The 18,035-nt window shown below is 67.7% G+C and carries 18 protein-coding genes; 8 read left to right on the top strand and 10 right to left on the bottom strand.

Translation table 11 applies throughout. From position 1 onward, the window contains the following. Positions 1 to 77: 77 nt before the first annotated feature. Both AC3ANX_RS04190 and AC3ANX_RS04185 read left to right on the top strand, forming a co-directional pair. Positions 78 to 959, top strand: a complete 882-nt coding sequence (locus tag AC3ANX_RS04190; RefSeq protein ID WP_488335778.1) for an acyl-CoA thioesterase — start codon at positions 78 to 80, stop codon at positions 957 to 959. A gap of 37 nt (positions 960 to 996) precedes the next feature. Then, positions 997 to 1,746, top strand: a complete 750-nt coding sequence (locus tag AC3ANX_RS04185; RefSeq protein WP_488335777.1) for a shikimate 5-dehydrogenase — start codon at positions 997 to 999, stop codon at positions 1,744 to 1,746. Positions 1,747 to 1,750: 4 nt separating this feature from the next. Here the strand turns inward: AC3ANX_RS04185 and AC3ANX_RS04180 are convergent, their stop codons facing one another. Next, positions 1,751 to 2,725 (bottom strand): SDR family oxidoreductase, encoded by a 975-nt coding sequence (locus AC3ANX_RS04180; RefSeq protein ID WP_488335776.1) that lies wholly within the window; start codon positions 2,723 to 2,725, stop codon positions 1,751 to 1,753. A 143-nt stretch (positions 2,726 to 2,868) separates the two neighbouring features. Continuing rightward, positions 2,869 to 3,741 (bottom strand): EamA family transporter, encoded by an 873-nt coding sequence (locus AC3ANX_RS04175; protein WP_488335775.1) that lies wholly within the window; start codon positions 3,739 to 3,741, stop codon positions 2,869 to 2,871. Positions 3,742 to 3,823: 82 nt separating this feature from the next. On the opposite strand from AC3ANX_RS04175, the gene AC3ANX_RS04170 reads away from it, so the two are divergent. After that, entirely contained in the window at positions 3,824 to 4,342 is a 519-nt protein-coding gene (locus tag AC3ANX_RS04170) for an Lrp/AsnC family transcriptional regulator (protein ID WP_488335774.1), read from the top strand. 7 nt (positions 4,343 to 4,349) lie between these two features. Further along, positions 4,350 to 4,670, top strand: coding sequence for a protease inhibitor I42 family protein (locus tag AC3ANX_RS04165; protein ID WP_488335773.1), 321 nt, complete (start codon positions 4,350 to 4,352; stop codon positions 4,668 to 4,670). 12 nt (positions 4,671 to 4,682) lie between these two features. On the opposite strand, the gene AC3ANX_RS04160 is transcribed toward AC3ANX_RS04165, so the two are convergent. Further along, a complete protein-coding gene (locus tag AC3ANX_RS04160; RefSeq protein ID WP_488336877.1) occupies positions 4,683 to 5,465 on the bottom strand; it encodes a 2-keto-4-pentenoate hydratase in 783 nt (260 codons plus the stop codon). 111 nt (positions 5,466 to 5,576) lie between these two features. On the opposite strand from AC3ANX_RS04160, the gene AC3ANX_RS04155 reads away from it, so the two are divergent. From AC3ANX_RS04155 to AC3ANX_RS04140, 4 genes are all read left to right on the top strand, one after another. After that, entirely contained in the window at positions 5,577 to 6,614 is a 1,038-nt protein-coding gene (locus tag AC3ANX_RS04155; RefSeq protein ID WP_488335772.1) for a LacI family DNA-binding transcriptional regulator, read from the top strand. A 166-nt stretch (positions 6,615 to 6,780) separates the two neighbouring features. Then, entirely contained in the window at positions 6,781 to 7,731 is a 951-nt protein-coding gene (locus tag AC3ANX_RS04150) for a phosphoribosyltransferase (RefSeq protein WP_488335771.1), read from the top strand. Continuing rightward, positions 7,724 to 8,704: a glycosyltransferase family 2 protein gene (locus AC3ANX_RS04145; RefSeq protein WP_488335770.1), complete on the top strand. Its 981-nt coding sequence runs from the start codon at positions 7,724 to 7,726 to the stop codon at positions 8,702 to 8,704. Before AC3ANX_RS04150 ends, AC3ANX_RS04145 begins: the two co-directional genes overlap by 8 nt. Before the next feature lie 35 nt (positions 8,705 to 8,739). Next, positions 8,740 to 10,209: a lipopolysaccharide biosynthesis protein gene (locus AC3ANX_RS04140; protein WP_488335769.1), complete on the top strand. Its 1,470-nt coding sequence runs from the start codon at positions 8,740 to 8,742 to the stop codon at positions 10,207 to 10,209. 3 nt (positions 10,210 to 10,212) lie between these two features. Here AC3ANX_RS04140 and AC3ANX_RS04135 read toward each other — a convergent pair whose 3' ends face one another. The 7 genes from AC3ANX_RS04135 to AC3ANX_RS04105 form a co-directional block, all read right to left on the bottom strand. Further along, entirely contained in the window at positions 10,213 to 11,775 is a 1,563-nt protein-coding gene (locus AC3ANX_RS04135) for an alkaline phosphatase D family protein (RefSeq protein ID WP_488335768.1), read from the bottom strand. Positions 11,776 to 11,908: 133 nt separating this feature from the next. Further along, positions 11,909 to 12,133, bottom strand: coding sequence for a hypothetical protein (locus tag AC3ANX_RS04130; RefSeq protein ID WP_488335767.1), 225 nt, complete (start codon positions 12,131 to 12,133; stop codon positions 11,909 to 11,911). A 193-nt stretch (positions 12,134 to 12,326) separates the two neighbouring features. Continuing rightward, complete coding sequence (locus tag AC3ANX_RS04125) at positions 12,327 to 13,313, bottom strand: SDR family NAD(P)-dependent oxidoreductase (protein ID WP_488335766.1); 987 nt, start codon at positions 13,311 to 13,313, stop codon at positions 12,327 to 12,329. After that, positions 13,313 to 14,614 carry a UDP-glucose dehydrogenase family protein gene (locus AC3ANX_RS04120; protein WP_488335765.1) on the bottom strand — a complete coding sequence of 434 codons (1,302 nt, stop codon included), beginning with the start codon at positions 14,612 to 14,614 and terminating at the stop codon, positions 13,313 to 13,315. Before AC3ANX_RS04120 ends, AC3ANX_RS04125 begins: the two co-directional genes overlap by 1 nt. 51 nt (positions 14,615 to 14,665) lie before the next feature. After that, the gene (locus tag AC3ANX_RS04115) at positions 14,666 to 15,874 is read right to left on the bottom strand and encodes an outer membrane beta-barrel protein (protein WP_488335764.1); all 1,209 of its coding nucleotides are present in this window, start codon (positions 15,872 to 15,874) and stop codon (positions 14,666 to 14,668) included. Next, complete coding sequence (locus AC3ANX_RS04110) at positions 15,871 to 17,022, bottom strand: glycosyltransferase family 4 protein (RefSeq protein WP_488335763.1); 1,152 nt, start codon at positions 17,020 to 17,022, stop codon at positions 15,871 to 15,873. Before AC3ANX_RS04110 ends, AC3ANX_RS04115 begins: the two co-directional genes overlap by 4 nt. Continuing rightward, complete coding sequence (locus AC3ANX_RS04105) at positions 17,022 to 17,978, bottom strand: glycosyltransferase family 2 protein (protein WP_488335762.1); 957 nt, start codon at positions 17,976 to 17,978, stop codon at positions 17,022 to 17,024. Before AC3ANX_RS04105 ends, AC3ANX_RS04110 begins: the two co-directional genes overlap by 1 nt. Between the last annotated feature and the right edge of the window lie 57 nt (positions 17,979 to 18,035).

Raw genomic sequence — 18,035 nt, 5'->3', positions numbered from 1 at the left:
AGATTACCGGGCACCGGGTCCGTCCGATTTCGGCACGCGCGCGCTTGACTTGGCGCGCCCGTCACTGAAGCTACGGCATGACCGAACTCAGCCGCCCGCCCGAGGATCTCGCCCGCGAACTGGTCGCCTTGCTCGATATCGAGCAGATCGACACCGATCTGTTCCGTGGCCCCCGCCTGCCGGGTGCAGTCGGCCGCGTGTTCGGCGGTCAGGTGATCGCGCAGGCGCTGCAAGCCGCGCAGCGCTCGACCGATGCGCCCAAGGTCGCGCATTCGCTTCACGCCTATTTCATGCGCGGCGGCGACGACGATTTCCCGATCATCTACCGCGTGCTGCGCGATTTCGACGGGCGGAGCTTCGCCAATCGCCGCGTCGTGGCGACGCAGAAGGGCGTGCCGATCCTCAACTTCACCGCCAGCTTCCAGACGCCGGAGGACGGCCTCGATCACCGGGCTTCGATGCCCGACGTGCCCGGCCCGGAAGGGCTGGCGAACGAGGTGGCGCTGCGCGCCGCCCGCCCGGAGCCAGCCTCCGAACGGCTGCGCGCGCTGGTGCGCAGAGGGCGACCGATCGAGTTGCGCCCGGTCGATCCCGAGGCATGGCTGCGTCCGGTCGTGCGACCGCCGGTGCTGTACCTGTGGTTCCGCGCGGCCGCACCGATCGGCGACGATCCCGCGCTGCACCGCGCGGCGCTCGCCTACGCGTCCGACTACGGGCTGATCGGCGCTGCGGTACAGCCCCACCCGGTCGCGCTGTTCCAAGCCGGCATGCAGAGCGCGAGCCTCGATCACGCGGTGTGGCTGCACGCCCCGTGCCGGGTCGACGACTGGCTGCTCTACGCGATCGATTCGCCCTGGGCCGGCGGCGGGCGCGGCCTGGCGCGCGGGCGCATCTTCACGCGCGACGGCCGGCTGGTCGCGAGTTCCGCGCAGGAGGGGTTGATCCGGCTGCGCGGCTGAGCGCATCTGCGCGGACGATGGCGCCGAAGGAATATGCATGACCAGATCGACGATCGGGCGCGACACGAGACTGTGCATGTCGCTGGCGGCGCGGCCGGGCACGTTCGGCTCGCGCTTCCACAACCGCCTCTACGAACTGCTCGGGCTCGATTACGTCTATAAGGCGTTCACCACGCAGGATCTGCCCGGGGCGGTCGCCGGCATCCGCGCACTCGGCATTCGCGGCTGCGCGGTGTCGATGCCGTTCAAGGAGGCGGTGATCCCGCTGCTCGACGGGCTGGAAGGCTCCGCCGCCGCGATCGACAGCGTCAACACCATCGTAAACGATGGTGGCCGGCTGACCGGCTACAACACCGATTACAGCGCGGTGCGTGCGCTGCTCGACCGCAGCGGCGTGCGCGCCGACACGCCGTTCGTGCTGCGCGGATCGGGCGGCATGGCCAAGGCGGTGGCGGCGGCGCTGCGCGATGAAGGGTTCACCACCGGCACGATCGTCGCGCGCAACGCGGAGGCAGGCCGGAGCATCGCCGCGCACTATGGCTTCACCTGGCAGGCGGAGCTTGGCAGCGCGGGTGCGCCGCTGCTCGTCAACGTCACCCCGCTGGGCATGACCGGGGCCGACGCCGACGCGCTCGCCTTCCCGCCCGCGATGGCGGCGGACAAGCGGCGCATCACCGGCGCCGAGGTGGCGGTGCTTCAGGCGCTCGAACAGCTCGTGCTCTATACCGGCGTCACGCCGACGACCGAACAGGTCGATGCCGCCGCCGCCTTCGCGCGCGGCGGCTGACGCGTCACACCACGCCCGAGCCGCCGTTCGCGCCGAACACGCTGCCCGAGGTGTAGCTGGTGCTGCCGTCCGCCAGCGTGACGTAGAGCGATGCGAGTTCGGCAGGCTGGCCCGCGCGGCCGAGCGGCGTGTCCTGCCCGAACTTGTGCATGTCGCCCGGCAACTGCCCTCCCGCGACCTGAAGCGGCGTCCAGATCGGCCCCGGCGCGACCGCGTTGACGCGGATGCCCTTGGACGCGAGCTGCTTGGCGAGCGCCTTGGTGAAGATCAGGATGCCGCCCTTGGTGGTCGCGTAATCGAGCAGTTCCTTTTCGGGGCTGACCGAATTGACCGACGCGGTGTTGATGAAGCACGCGCCCGGCTTCATCAGCGGGATCGCGGCCTTGCTGATGTGGAACAGCGCGTAGAGGTTGGTCTTGAGCGTGCGGTCGAACTGCTCGGCGCTGATCTCGTCGATCGACGCTTTCGACTGCTGGTACGCGGCATTGTTCACGACGATGTCGAGCCCGCCCAGCGTCTTTGCCGCCTTGCCCGGCAGCGCGTCGCAGAACGCCACTTCGGTCAGATCGCCGGGGATCAGCACGATCTTGCGGCCCTCGCCGCGCAGCAGCTTGGCGACGTCCTGCGCGTCGGGCTCCTCGCTTGGATAATAATTGATCGCGACGTCGGCGCCCTCACGCGCGAAGGCGATCACGGCGGCGCGACCGATGCCGGAATCGCCACCCGTCACCAGCGCCTTGCGACCCGCGAGCCGTCCACTGCCGCGATAGCTGGTCTCGCCGCAATCGGGCACCGGGTGCATGTTGCGCTGGAGCGCGGGCCATGGCTGCTTCTGTTCGGCGAACGGCTCGGTCGGGAAGCGATTGGTGGGGTTCGGCGCGGGGGCGGTCCCTTGCGCGAGCGCGGGTGCGGCGGCGAGGCCGGCACCGGCGACGGCGGCCCCTTTCAGCATGTCGCGGCGGGTGGTGCTGTCGGGCATCGGCATTTCCTCGCATGGTTCCGCCAACGGCCGATGCGCATGTGCGCACCCTTGCCGAAAGCACGCACGCTCAACGGCTTGCGCTCCGCCGCGTTCCGGACGTCACCTTCGAAACCGCCGAAAAGCGGCTTTCCTGATCTGAATCAAACCGGCGCGCGCGTGCTGCCGATCGTGCTTCCCGCCGCCGCGCCGATGATGCACAGGATCGCCACCCATTGCACCGGCGTCAGCACCTCGCCCAGCACGACGAAGCCGGCGAGCGCCGCGATTGCGGGGCTCGTGCTGACAAGAATGCCGAACACCGGCGCGGGCAGCCGTCGCATCGCCTCCATCTCCAGCGAATAGGGCAAGGCGCTCGACAGCAGCGCGATACCAAGGCCGGCGAGCAGCACGCCCGGCGCGAGCATCGCAGCCCCCGACGTCGTCAGCCCGACTGGCAACGTGAACGTCGCGGACACCAGCATCCCCCACGCCACCGCGTCGCGCCCGAGCGTGACCGACACCCGCTTGCCGAACACGATATACAGCGCCCAGCATGCCGCCGCCCCGCCCGCGAAGGCCATCCCGACCGGATCCAACGGATTGTCGACGCGCAGCGGCAACAGCAACAGCAACCCGGCGACAGCGGCCGCCAGCCACAGGAAATCGATCGGCCGCCGCGATCCCGACAGCACGATGACGAGCGGACCGATCACCTCGATCCCCGTTGCGACCCCGAGCGGGATGCGCGCGAAGGCCTGATAGATCAGCAGGTTCATCAGCCCGAGCGTCGCGCCGTATGCGATCAGCGCGGGCAGCACCGACCGCACCACCGGCCGCCGCCACGGCCGCCGCAGCCCGATCAGCACGGCGGCGGCGAGCGTGACGCGCAGCCCCGTCACGCCATAAGCGCCGACGACGGGGAACAGGTGTTTGGCAAACCCCGCGCCGAGGTTCATCGACACCAGCGAACCGAACGCCGCGGCCATGCCGACGAGCGGAGCGGTACGAGGCGGTGCGAGCGTTTTGGAGATCATGAGACGAGACATATCCTCGCTTGGCTGGGCGGTGTGCGCAAAAACATCGCCTTTCGCGCAATTTTGCCTCACGATGCGAAGGATGATGAGAGATTCCGCCCGTTCCCGCTCGCGACTCGATCGGTTCGATCGGTTCGATCGGTTCGATCGTGCGATCCTGCGTATCCTCCAGCATGACAACCGCACGCCGCAGCGGACGATCGCCGAGCGCGTCAACCTCTCGCCCGCCGCCGTCCAGCGCCGCATCACCGCGCTGGAGGCGAGCGGCGTCATCACCGCCAACGTCGCGATCCTCGCGCCCGATGCGGTGCAGGCGGCGATCACCTTCGTCGTGCAGGTACATCTTCAGAACGACCGCAGCAGCATCGTCGAACCCGTCAAGGCGCTGTTCCGCGAGACGCCGGAGATCCAGCAATGCTATTACGTCACCGGCAGCGGCGGGTTCATCCTGGTGATGATCGTGCCCGACATGACGCGCTACGAAGCGCTGTCGCGACGGCTGTTCGCGGACAATCCGGTGGTCGAGACGTTCCGCACCATGGTAGTACTGGACAGCGTGAAGACGGGCACCGCGATCGTCATCCCCGACGAACCGGCGTAGATATGCGATGATGGACGTTCGCGCGTTCCTGTTCGGGCGAAAGGACGAGGCGGTCGAGGTCGCGGTCGGCGTGCCGCACGCGATCCCGCTCGAGGCGAACCACACCACACCATATCGCTGGCACGCGGTGCTGCCCCGGCACGTCTCGCTCGCCGATGCGCCGGCCTATGTATCCGACCCCGCACCACCGCTGATGTGCGGCGTCGGCGGGGTGGAGACCTTCACCGTCGTCTGCGCGCGGCATGGACGGCACCGGCTGCGCTTCGAACATCGCCATCTGGACGGCACGCCCGGCGAGATCGTCCATATTCTGCTGGTGGCGCGCTGAGACGCCGACCGCTCAGCGCGCGACGATTCCGCACGCCACCGCGAGCCGTCCGTCGAATCGCGCCACGACCCGGTCCCCGACAGCAACCGGGTGAACGCCCGTCACCGCACCGGTCGACACCCACTGCCCCGCCGCCACCGCGATGCCGCGCGCGGCGAGCGTCTCGAGCAGGAAGCGCACCGCACCGAACGGCCCGTCGAGCATCGTCGCGGTGGTGGCGGCGCCGATCGGCGCGTCGTTGATGAGCAGTTCGACCGGCCACGCATCAAGGTCGAGATCGCGCCAGCCTTCCACGGCCGCGCCGACGATCAGGCCGTTGTTGTTGCCGAAGTCGGACACGGTGACGGTTGGCCCGTGATCGTTGATGCCGGGGAACGGCGAACTGGCGATCTCGATGCCGACGTGCACCGCGTCGATCAACGCCGTCGCTTCCTCGGTGGTGTAATGCTTTTTGCTCGGATCGGGCGCGGTGCCGATGCGCAGGAGGAACTCGGCCTCGGCCGCGCCGAAACCGTCGGCGAAGATCGGCATCGTCAGCCCGTCGCGCGCCGCTACGACGGAATCGGCGAAGATCGGCCCGGCGAGCCGATCGATCCCGTCAAACGGCGGGCTGATCTTGCCGACCTTCCACCCCGCGATCGGCCCGGCGGACAAGGCGATCGCGCGGTCCTGCACGGCGTAGGCGGCGGACAAAGTACCGGGAATGGAACCGGGAAAATCGGGCAGCGCGACGCCGGCGCGGCGCGCATCGGTGAACGACCGGGCAATCAATTCCGCATTCGAGTCCGACGTCACCGCTTCCCTTTCGACCTTGATAATGTCCTTCACCTTACCGGAAACCGGTGTCACGAACAAGAACGCGCGCGGAGGCTGGTTCGTGCCCGCACCAGTGGCTATGCAGGCGTGATGGAGCGAACCGGCCAGCCCACGATCAACGATGTCGCGCGTGTCGCGGGCGTGTCGAAAAAGACCGTCAGTCGCGTCATCAACCGCTCGCCATTGCTCAACGACAAGACGCGCAAGCATGTCGAGGCGGTGATCGAAAGCCTCGCATACGTGCCCAATCCGCAGGCGCGCGCGCTGGCGTTGCGGCGCAATTTCCTGATCGGGCTGGTCCACGGCAATCCCAATGCGCAGACCGTGATGAACGTGCAGCAGGGCATGCTCGAGGCGCTGCACGACACCGAGTTCGAAATGGTGGTGCGCCCGCTCGATCGCGGATCGCCGACGATGATCGAGGATCTGCGCCACTTCCTCGAACGCCAGCGGCTGTTCGGCGTGCTGCTGATGCCGCCGATCAGCGAAAACGATGCGGTGGCGCGGTTGTGCGATGAAATCGGCTGCCGCTACGTGCGGATGGGCTCGGCCGAACTCGACGCCGATGAGCATATGGTCGCCTCCAACGATCGCGAGGCGGTGCGCGCGGCGACCGATTATCTGATCGCGGAGGGGCATCGCCGCATCGGGCTGGTGGCGGGGCCGCACGGCTTCCGCTCGGCGCGCGAACGCCGGCTCGGCTTCGAGGATGCGCTGCGCGAGGCCGGCATCGCCTTGCCACGCAGCATGATCGCGGACGGCGACTATCGTTTCGAATCGGGGCTGGTCGCAGCCGAGCGGCTGCTCGATCTGGTGCCGCGCCCCACCGCGATCTTCTCGTGCAACGACGAGATGGCGGCAGGCGTGATCCACGCCGCCTGCCAGCGCGGGCTTACCGTGCCGCGCGACCTGTCGGTGATCGGGTTCGACGATACGCCGATCGCCGCGCATATGTGGCCGCCGCTGACGACGGTGCGCTGGCCGATCGCGACGATGGCGCGCTCGGCCGCGCTGAAGCTGATCGTCGGCGCGCCCGGCCACGACGGCGGCGTGGCGGCACCCGAGCCGTCGCTGTTCCGCTCGACGCTGATCCGGCGCAATTCGGTGACACGCCCGCCGCTGGATTGAGGCGCCCGTTCGGGTTCCGATACCGCGAAAATGGTTCCGATCCGGCTTTGGCCGGGGCGTCGCCGCGTCTATTGTGCAGCGCACACCATTCGACCGGCGACGGGGGCCGGCCGAAACCGCCGCGCCGTGCATGACCGGACTCACCTACAGGGGGCGAAACGCGCCGATGTATTTCCGTAGTCTCGCCGACATGTCCGCCACCATTCGGCGCATGATCCACGCCCTGCCCGCGCAGATCGACGTGGTGGTCGGCATCCCGCGCAGCGGCATGGTCCCCGCGCTGATGGTCGCGCTGTACAAGAACACGATGATCACCGATCTCGACGGGCTGTTCACCTCGCGCGCGCTCGATCCGGGGTCGCGGCGCGACAAGCCGGGGCTGGTGCGCGATCCCGCCAAGTGGCGCAGCGTGCTGATCGTCGACGACAGTATCGACAGCGGCGAGACGATCCGCACGCTCAAGGCGACGATCGCAGAACAGCGGCCCGACCTGAAGGTGTTCGTCTGCGCGATCTATGGCACCGCGCCGCGATATGAGGGTGTCGACCTCGTGCTCGAACAGTGCGCGAAGCCGCGCATCTTCGAATGGAACATGCTGCACCATTCCGATCATCTCAAGCGCACCTGCTTCGACATCGACGGGGTGCTGTGCGTCGATCCGACCCAGGTCGAGAATGACGACGGCCCCGGCTACGAGCGTTTCCTGAGCGGCGCGGTGCCGCTGTTCATCCCGACCGTGCCGATCTCGACGCTCGTCACCTCGCGGCTGGAGAAATACCGCGCCGCCACCGAGGACTGGCTGGCGCGCGCGGGCGTGCGGTACGATGCGCTCCATATGGTCGATCTGCCGAGCGCAGCCGAAAGGCGGCGGCGCGGCATCCACGCGAGCTTCAAGGCCGAAGTGTATCGCAGCCTCACCGACCACATCCTGTTCCTCGAAAGCGACCGCCGGCAAGCGCCCGAGATCGCGCGGCTGTCGGGCAAGTCGGTCGTGTGCATCGATACGATGACCTTCTACGGCGATTCCGCGCTGACCGAGATCAAGCAGCGCGGCGCGACCTTCAAGCGCAAGGTCAAGCGACGCCTCTCCAACCTGATCGGCATGCAACATGCCTGATGCGTCGGTGCTCGCACCGGGGTTCAGTGTCGTCATCCCGCTGTTCAACAAGGGCCCGCACATCGACCGCGCGATCCGCTCCGCGCTCGATCAGACGGTGCCGGTGCGCGAGATCCTCGTCATCGACGACGGCTCGAGCGACGACGGCCCGGCGCGCGTCGCGGGCGTCGCGGATCCGCGCGTGCGCTTCCACCGGCGCGACGTGCCCGGACCGGGCGGCTATGCGGCGCGCAACCTCGGCATCGCGCAGGCGACCAGCCAATGGATCGCCTTCCTTGATGCCGACGATGCGTGGCAGCCGGGGCACATTGCCACGCTACAGGCGCTGATCGACCGATATGGCGAGGCCGGTTGCGTCTTCACCGGCTACGACATGCACGATCCGAGCGGCGCGGTTCGCACGCGCGGATACGCCAAGTCGCTGGGTGAGCATGGCCCCCGAACGGTGACTTTCGCCGCGTTCCTGCGCGCGTGGATCGCGGACAAGGATCCGCCGATCTGGACCGGCGCGGTCGCGTTCCGGCGCGAGGTGCTGCAATCCGCCGGGCTGTTCCCCGAGGGCCGCTGCCGGCGTGGCGGCGACAAGGATCTGTGGCTGCGCGCGATGGCGCAGACCACCGCCGCCTTCGATCCCACGCCAAGCGCGATCTACTATCGCGACGCGGTGAACATGGTGACATCGACCACCCGGATCTGCGCCAAACATTGCGTGGTGGAGACGATCGCCGCGCTGCTGGCGCACAATGACGGCGAGATCGCGACGCTGCTCAAGAAAGTGTCGGACATCGAGACGCTCGGCTATACGCTGTCGGCGCTGCGCACCGGGCGGCCCGACCGGCAGATTTACGAGACCTTCTACCACCGCGCGTCGAGCCCGATGTTCAACCTGCTGCGGCTGTCGAACCCGTTCCGCGATCTGCTGCCCGATGCATTCGCGCGCTATCTGCAAAAGTTCTGGTATCGCTATTTATGACGGTGGCTGTGCCGGTCGGACGACCCAAGAAGGCCATGAACTTTGATCCCGAGCCGAACGTCGTCGGCCGCTCGGCGGTGCGCGGCGTGCTCGTCATCAGCGCCTCGCAAGGGGTACGCATCGCGACGCAGATGCTCAGCGTGATCGTCATGTCGCGCCTGCTCAGCCCGAGCGATTTCGGCGTCGTCGCGATGAGTTCGCCGGTGATCGCGTTCATCGCGCTGTTCCAGAACCTGGGTTTGAGCAACGCGACCATCCAGAACAAGACCATCAGTCACGACAGCGTCAATTTCCTGTTCTGGATCAACGTGTTCGTCAGCGGCGGGCTTGGACTCGTGCTGGTCGCGATCGCGCCGCTGGTCGCCTTGTTCTTCGGCGACGCACGGGTTGGGCCACTGGTTGCGGCGATGGGCGCGATCGTGTTCGTGCAGGGGCTCGGGCTGCAACATCAGGCGCTGGTCAACCGGCGGATGGAATATCACCGGCTCGCGCTGAGCGAGGGGCTATCGGCGATTGCCGGGCTCGCGGTGTCGATCGGCGCGGCGGTGGCGCTGCGGAGTTACTGGGCGATCTATTTCGGTACGCTCGCGCAGGCGCTGGTGGTGACGGCGGGCTATTGGTGGTCGTCGCACTGGCGGCCGGACCGGCCCGATTTCCCGCGCGCGCATCTTCATCTCGTCAAGTTCGGCGCAGGGATCACCGGCTTCAACCTCGCCAATTATTTCGCGCGCAATCTCGACAACATCCTGATCGGCAAGTTCTGGAACAGCTACGAACTCGGCGCCTACGACCGCGCCTACAAGCTGCTGCTGTTCCCGATCTCGCAGATCGCCAACCCGCTCGGCCGTGTCATGCTGCCCTCGCTGTCGCGGATGAACGACGATCCGCCGCGCTATCGATCATTCTTCCTCACCTCCGCGTTCGCGATGATCTTCTGCGTCAATCCGATCATCTCGATGATGATCGTCTATTCGAAGGAGTTGATCCCCTTCCTGCTCGGCGCGAAGTGGATCAAATCGGCGGAGATTTTCCAGTTGCTCGGCTTCGCCGGCATCATCCAGTCGCTCAACAATCCGGCTGGGTGGCTGTTCATGTCGCAAGGGCGCACCACCGAGTTCTTCAACTGGGGGCTGGTGACGGCGGCGGTGGCGATCCTCGCCTTCGTGATCGGCCTGCCCTATGGCGCGCTCGGCGTGGCGGGGGCCTATGCGGTGTCCGAGTATGTGAAGACGCCCTTCTTATGGGCCTATCTGTGCCGCAAGGGGCATCTGCGGCTCGGCGACTTCCTCGGCATGGCGCTGCCGACCTTCATCGGCACGCATGTCACCCTGGTAGCGCTCTACCTCGTCCGCGGCCGGATGCCGGTGCCGCTGATGGTCGAGTTCGCGCTGGCGGTGCTGCTGTCCTATGCGGTGGTGCTGGTCGTTGCGGCGGCGAGCGCGCGCAACCGCACGATCATCGCGTCGCTCGCGCAAGGACTCGCGCGCAAACTGCGGATCGCCTGACGCTCAGGCGATGCCAGCCCGCCCGGACTCCACGGCGAACCGCGCGATCGGCGCCGCGGCCGAGCCGATATCGGTCGCATCGGCGAGGCCGACGAACGCCACATCGGCCCCCTTTGCGGTCAGATCGACCCGGCCGTAGCCGCGCTTCTCGTATTCGGCGAAGCGGATGCCGGGGTTGAGCTTCGCCTCCTCGCGCCAGTGCGGATCGTTGACGGTCGAGGTGATCGAGCCACCGACGAACTCCGCCGCCACCGGCGCGCCGTCGGGCCGGTCGGGATGGTGGATGTCGGCGGCGGTGAAGGCATGGATGTCGCCGCTCAGCACCACCGGGTTGGGCGTGCGCGCCTCACCCCAGCGGCGGAAGATCGCGTCGCGCGCGGCGGTATAGCCCTCCCACCGATCGGCGGGGTGGAGCGACGCGCCAGCCTCCGAGTGCTTGGGGTCGATCACCGCGAACGGCGCCATCAGCGTCTGCTGCGTCAGCAGGTTCCACTGCGCGTGCGTACTGCCGAGCGCCGCCATCAGCCACGCCTGCTGCTTGCTGCCGAGCATCGAGCGCGCACGATCGCCGCGATCGGCGCAGTCCGGCACCGCGACCCGGTATTGCAGATGATCGCGCAGCAGTTCGGGCGGCTGACAGGCACGCGGCCCACGATATTGCCGGTCGTCTACGATCTGGAACTGCGCGAGTCCGCCCCAATCGAGCGTATGGTACAGCAAGGCGTCGGGGCCGTGCGGATGCGCGCGCGACCGCAGCGGCATATGCTCCCAATAGCCCTGATATGCCGCCGCGCGCCGCGCGAGGAACGCGACGGGATCGCCGTTCTTCTCGTCGAGCGCACCGGCGTAGTCGTTGGCGACCTCGTGATCGTCCCATGTCGAAATCCACGGCGCGACCGCATGCGCGGCCTGCAACAGCGGATCGAGTTTGTAGGTGGCGTAGCGGATGCGATAGCCAGCGACGTCGCGCGGTTCGGGATTGAGATGCTGGCGCACCGCGCTTTTGGTCGGCGCATTCTCGTAGATGTAATCGCCGAGGAACACGATCAGATCGGGATCGTCCGCCGCGACATGGTGCCACGCGGCATAGTGGCCGGCGTCGTAGCGCTGGCACGAGCCGAAGCAGAAGCGGAAACGATCGACCGCCGCGCCCTTCGCAGGGGCAGTGCGGGTGCGACCGACCGGGCTCGCCTGCCCGCCGGCGATGAAGCGGTAGAAATACGCGCGTGCGGGCTTCAGGCCGGACACTTCGACATGCACGCTGTGCGCCGCCGCAGGATCGGCGATCGCGGTGCCGGTGCGGACGATGCGGGCGAAGCCCTCGTCCTCTGCCACCTGCCACGTTACCCGGACCGGCGCGGCCAGCATGCCGCCATCGTCCTGCAAGGGTTGCGGCGCGAGGCGGGTCCACAGCACCATTCCATCGGGCCACGGCTCGCCCGAGGCGACGCCAAGCGTGAACGGCGTCGCCACGCCGCCGGCGCCAAGCGCGCGGGTCGGCATGGTCAGGATCGCCGGCGCGGCGAGTGCGGACTTGAGCAGGTCGCGGCGGTTCGGCAGGATCACAAGCGGAGCTTTCGTGGCAGCGTTACGCCCCCAATCGGCGCAAGCTGTTACGAAATGAAGACACCGCTGCGGACCTTAGCCCTCCGCCTTACCCCCCCCCCGCGCGTGAGACGCAGAACCTATTGTGAACGCCTCAGCGCGTCTCATCCGTGTTGCGGCTGACCAGATGCGCGGCGAGCGCCAGCACCGTCAGGATCGCGGGGTACAGCACCTTGCCACGCAGCGAATGCCATGCACCGCCCGGTTCCCCACTCGGCGCGGTCTTCACACGCGACGCGCGCCGCAATTCGGTGCCGGCATCGCCGAACAGGCCGACACGGGGCAGCAAAGGTGCGACAGACGACTTCACATGCGACATGGGGTTTCTCCGCGATTTGCCCATTGTGTACCGTCCATCCCTTAACACACCCGTAAGCGGGCATGTGCCGTCACGACGCTACGATGCTTATCTTATGGGCGGGATTCAAGGCGATCCCAAATCGCGAGCCCAAGATAAACATCGTACCGTCGCGCGGGCAGGATGGCCGGAAGGCCCGCCGCCGGAGAGACGACTAGGCCGGCACCTCGTAGAAGTCCCGATACCAGGTGGCGAAGCGCTTGAGCCCGTCCTCCAGCATCACCTCGGGGTGATAGCCGGTCAGCGCACGCAGCTTGGACACGTCGGCATAAGTGGCGGTCACGTCGCCGGGCTGCATCGGCCGCATGATCTTCTCCGCCGTCCGGCCAAGCGCGGCTTCGAGCGCCTCGATCATCTCCATCAATCCGACCGGACGGCTGTCGCCGATGTTGAGCACGCGGTGTTCGCCGCGCACCGGCGGATGATCGAGCGAACCGATGATGCCGTCGACGATATCGTCGATGTAGGTGAAGTCGCGCGCCATCTTGCCTTCGCCATAGACCTCGATGGGATCACCGCGCAGGATCTTCTGGGTGAAGCCGAAATAGGCCATGTCGGGTCGGCCCCACGGGCCATAGACGGTGAAGAACCGCAGGCCGGTCTGCGGAAAGCCGTACAGCTTGGCGTAGCTGTGGCTCATCAACTCGCACGCGCGCTTGGTGGCGGCGTAGAGCGATACCGGGCTCGCCGCCGGCTCGTCCTCGGTAAAGCCCGCCCCGCCCATCGGCTTGTCGCCATAGACCGATGAGGACGAGGCATAGACGAGATGCTCGAATTCGGGCGCGTGCCGGCTCGCCTCGAGCAGCGAGAGGTGCCCGGCGAGGTTGGAGCGTTCATAGGCGAACGGGTTTTCCAGGCTGTAGCGCACTCCCGCCTGTGCGGCGAGGTGGATGATCCGCTGTACGCCATTGTCGCGCACCAGCGCGGCGATCGCGGCGGCATCGGCGATATCGAGTTTGTGGAAGGTGAACCCCTCCACCCCCTCGAAGGTCGCCAGCCGCGCCGCCTTCAGCGCGGGATCGTAATAATCGTTGACGATATCGACACCGATCACCCGCTCTCCACGCGCGAGCAGTTTATGCGCGGTCGCGTGGCCGATGAACCCGGCGGCGCCGGTGACGAGCACAGGATCGGAGCGCATCACCGCCCCACCGCCGTGTACGAGAAGCCTGCCGCTTCGACCGCGTCGCGCGGGTAGATGTTGCGCAGGTCGACCAGGATCGGCTGCGAAAGCAGGCTCTTGGCGCGCGGCAGATCGAGCGCGCGGAACGCATCCCATTCGGTGACGATGACGAGCGCGTCGGCCCCCTCCATCGTCTCATAGGCGTTGCGGCAATAGGCCACGTCCTTCAACACCAGCGCCGCCTGCTCCATGCCTTCGGGGTCATAGGCGCGCACGGTGGCGCCGGCGTCCTGAAGCGTCTGGATCACCGCAATCGCCGGGCTGTCGCGCATGTCGTCGGTGTTGGGTTTGAAGGTGAGGCCGAGCACCGCGACCGTCTTGCCGCGCACGTCGCCGCCCATCGCCGCGATCGCCTTACGCCCCATCGCGCGCTTGCGGCTGTCGTTGACGTTGACCACCGCCTCGACGATGCGCTGCGGCGCGTCGAAATCCTGGCTGGTCTTGAGGAGCGCGAGCGTGTCCTTGGGGAAACACGAGCCGCCATAGCCGGGGCCGGCGTGGAGGAATTTCGAACCGATGCGGTTGTCGAGCCCGATGCCGCGCGCGACATCCTGCACGTTGGCGCCGACCTTCTCGCACAAATCGGCGATCTCGTTGATGAAGGTGATCTTCACCGCGAGGAAGGCGTTGGCGGCGTATTTGGTCAGCTCCGCCCCACGCCGGTCCATCTCCACGATCGGCGACTTGTTGATGTAAAGCGGACGGTACACCTGCCGCATCACCTCCATCGCACGGGGATCGTCGCCGCCGATGACGATGCGGTCGGGCCGTTTGAAATCGTCGATCGCCGCGCCTTCGCGCAGGAACTCCGGGTTGGAAACGACCGCGAACTCCGCGTCCGGGTTGGCCTCGCGCATGATCCGCTCGACCTCGTCACCGGTGCCGACCGGCACGGTCGACTTGTCGACGATGACGGTGAAGCCGGTGATCGCCTGCGCGATCTCGGCGGCGGCGGCATAGACATAGGACAGATCGGCATGGCCATCGCCACGCCGCGACGGCGTACCGACCGCGATGAACACCGCGTCCGCACCGCCCACGCCCGCCTTGATATCGGTGGTGAACGACAGCCGCCCCGCCGCGACGTTGCTGGCGACGAGATGGTCGAGACCGGGTTCGAAGATCGGGATCTTGCCCGCCTTCAGCGCCTCGATCTTGCGCTCGTCCTTGTCGACGCACACCACGTCATGCCCGAAATCCGCAAAGCAGGCCCCGGAGACCAGGCCGACATAGCCTGATCCGATCATCGTGACTTTCATGCAATCAGCCCCCGTTTGTCAAAATACATATCGTGGATGTCGTCCGCCCCGTCACGACCCGAATTCATGCGAGATCGTGAAGGTGATCGTATCGGCGGAATAGGGGAAGTTCACCCGGTCCGACGCGCGCTCGATATGCTGGTAATCGAGGTTGAGCGCGAAGCGCGTGCCGGTGACATAGGACAACCCTGCGTTGGCGAGCGTCGTGCGCTCGCTGCGGTTGAGCGCGAGCGGGTCGGTCGCCTGAAGATCATAGCGGAACCGGCGGTTCTCGCGGCTCAGCCCGACCTTCACGCCGAGCCTGCCGAACAGCTTGTCGCTCGCGGTCACGCTGTAGCGTGTAGCGGTGATTCCGTTCGAGAACAGCCGGCTTTCCGATGAAAAGCCACGCCGGAACGCCGGTTTGATGACGAGGCTGGGCAACGGCGACCAGCTCAGCGCGATATTCGCCACCAGCCCGGAGAAGTCGGCGTTCAGCACCGATCGATCGTCGTGCCGCGTATAGCCGATGCTGCCCTTCAGGCTGGTGATGCCGGTGATGTGGTAGTCGATGTTCGAAACGATCGCGGTGTCGCGCGAATCGCCGCGATACGCCATGCGGGTATCGCCGACCGCGACGGTCTGCACCGCATCCCCGGTGCCCCGCGTCCGCGAATATTCGAGCGTGATGCTGTTGCCGGTCGAGGGGAAATAGCCCACCCCGCCGTTGAAACCGACGCTGTGCGACCCATAGGCATCGAGCCCGCCGCCCGAGACGGTGGTGCGCGCGTAGTTCAGCCGGCCGACCAGCCGCAGATCGCCGAGCAGGTCGCGCGACGCGTTCAGCCCGAAATCGGTGGAGGCGCGCAGCACCTTTTGCGTGTTGGCGGCGTCGTCGAACGGCACCGGCTCGCGGATGTAGGCGGCTGCGGCATCCACTTCCCCCTGCCCGGTTTCGTAGCGCGCGGTCGCGTTGCCGGTGTAATTGAGTGTGTCGATGCGTGGGTTGTTGGCGTGAAAGCTCTGCCCGGCGGCGGCATCGACCTGCACCGCGACCACGCCGATCCGCGTCTGCGCGCCGCCGCTGACGATCAGGTAGGTGACGATATCCTCGCCGTGATCGGGCAGGCTCTCGCGCACCGCCGGCGAGAGGCGGAAGAGATTGTCGTCATAGCGGACGGACGTGCTCGCGGTGGCGTGGTAGCGCTGCGCCTGCGCACCGCCGGCCATGGTCAGCGCGGTCGCGAGCAGCGGCAGCGTTGCGATATACGTACGGCTCACGCGGCCACACCTTCGAACAGTTCGGGGAAGGTCGCGCGCGCGCACGCAGCCCATGTGAACAAACCGGCGCGGGCGCGTGCGGCCTTGCCCTGTGCGGCGCGCAGATCCGCATCGCCGGCGAACGCCGCGATCCGTGCGGCGAAACCGTGGAGATCCTCCGCGCCGACCACCGCGCCGGTATCCCCCAGCACCTCGGGGATGCCGCCCACCGCGGCCGCGATCGAGGGACAGCCCTGCGCCGCCGCCTCGACCAGCACCAGCCCGAACCCCTCGATCTTGCCGGGCAGCGCGCGCGCGAACAGCAGATGCGCCGACGCGCGGGCGTACACCCGCTTGATATCGTCGACCGACAAGCGCCCAGGCAGAACCACCCGCACCCCGCACGCGCGGCCGCGCGCGGCGATCGACTGGGCATAACCTTCGTCCTCGGCGCGGCCGACCACGACATAGAGCGGCTCGGCCATACCATGTTTCGCGCGCGCCAGCGCCAGCGCCTCGACCGTATCGAGATGCCCCTTGCGCGGCTCGAGCCGGCCGACGCTCACGAACAGCGGGCGATCGTGTGGCAGCGCCGCGAGCGCCTCGTTCTCGAACCCGCCGGGCGCGGGCGGATCGAACCAGCCCTGCCCGACACCGAGATAGGTGATCGCCTCATGCGGCGGCTGGCCGAGCTGTGCGCGGAAGATGTCGCGCGTGGCTTGCGAATTATAGGCGACCAGTTCGGCCGCGCGATAGGCGCCGCGCACCAGACCCGACACCACGCCGCCGCGCGCGAACTTGCTCGCCTCGCTGCCATGCACCATCACCCGGTAGCGCCGCCGGTGGAACGGCTGAAGCAGACGGAGCAGCAGCAGGCTGCGGATATCGGCAGCGAGCAGGATCGCACCCGCCGGCAATCCGCGCAGCAGCGCGAGCAGCTTTGGCGCGGCGGCGAGCGGCACGTTATGATGCCGCAGGATGAGGTGATGCTCGACCCCATCGGGCAGCGCCTCCGCCACGCCCGCATAGGCCGCCGCCACCATCACGACGCGCCGTCCGCTCGCCACCAGCGTGGTGGCGAGTTCGACCGCATAGGTGCCGATCCCACCCGGGAACGGCGCATATTCACAGGTGACGATCACCACCGGCGGATGCGGGCGCAGCAGCATCACCCCACCCCCAGCGCGGCCTGGCGCGCGCGTCCGTCCGCGCCGAGCATGCGCAGCGCCAGTTTCGGGAACACCGCCGCCGCGACCAGCGACCGCCACGCGCCACGGTTGAGGGGGTCAAGCCGCACCGCCAGCCGCAACAGCGCCACCGCGCCCACACGATCGCCAAGCAGGAAACGCTGGTTGCCGAGCTTGCGCGCGCGCTCCGCCAGCCGGCGCGGCACCAGTGGCAGCAGCGCGGGCTCGTCCGCCGCCGCCTTCAGCGCGACGAAGGCGTGATGCGCCATCAGATCCTTGCGCCCGCCGGTGATGCTGCTGCCGCGCTGGCGCTTGTAGAGCAGCGGCGCATCGACCAGCGCGAAACGCGTCACCCGTGCGAGCCGCAGGTAAAAATCGGTATCCTCGAAGATCCGCACTGCCGCATCGAACCCGTCCGCCGCCGCATAGGCGGTGCGGCGCAACAGCGTCGTCGATGGAATGATCGGCGGATCGTTGAGGAAATAAGTGCGCGAGAGCGTATCGCTGCCGGTGATGTCGAGCACGCCCGCGCGCCGCGCCGCGCCGAGATCGTCGTTCGGGAAGATGCAGAAATCGGCATAGACCAGCCCGACGGCGGGGTTCGCCTCCAGCACCGGAAGTTGCCGTTCGAGCTTGTCGGCGGTCCACAGATCGTCGCCGTCGAGGATCGCGAGCACGGGCGCGCTGGTCTCGGCGATCGCCTTGCGGCGTTGCCCCGGCAGCCCCACTCCGCCGGCGCCGTACAGCACGCGGATGCGCGCATCCCAGCTTTCGATCGCGCGCAACTGCGCCACGGTCGCCGCATCCGAACCATCGTCGGCGATCACCACCGCCTCGATCAGATCGGCGCGGCTCTGGTCGAGCACGCTGCGCACCGCCGCGCCGATATACGGGCCCTCGTTGTAGCAGGTCATCACGACCGCGACCGTCAGCGTCATCGCATGGTCTCCCGCCCGCAGGCATGGCGGCGCGCTCCGACAGGCAAAGCGATCGTG

The sequence above is a fragment of the Sphingomonas sp. BRN-1R genome (assembly GCF_057748035.1).
This window is presented reverse-complemented; position numbering and strand designations above follow the sequence as displayed.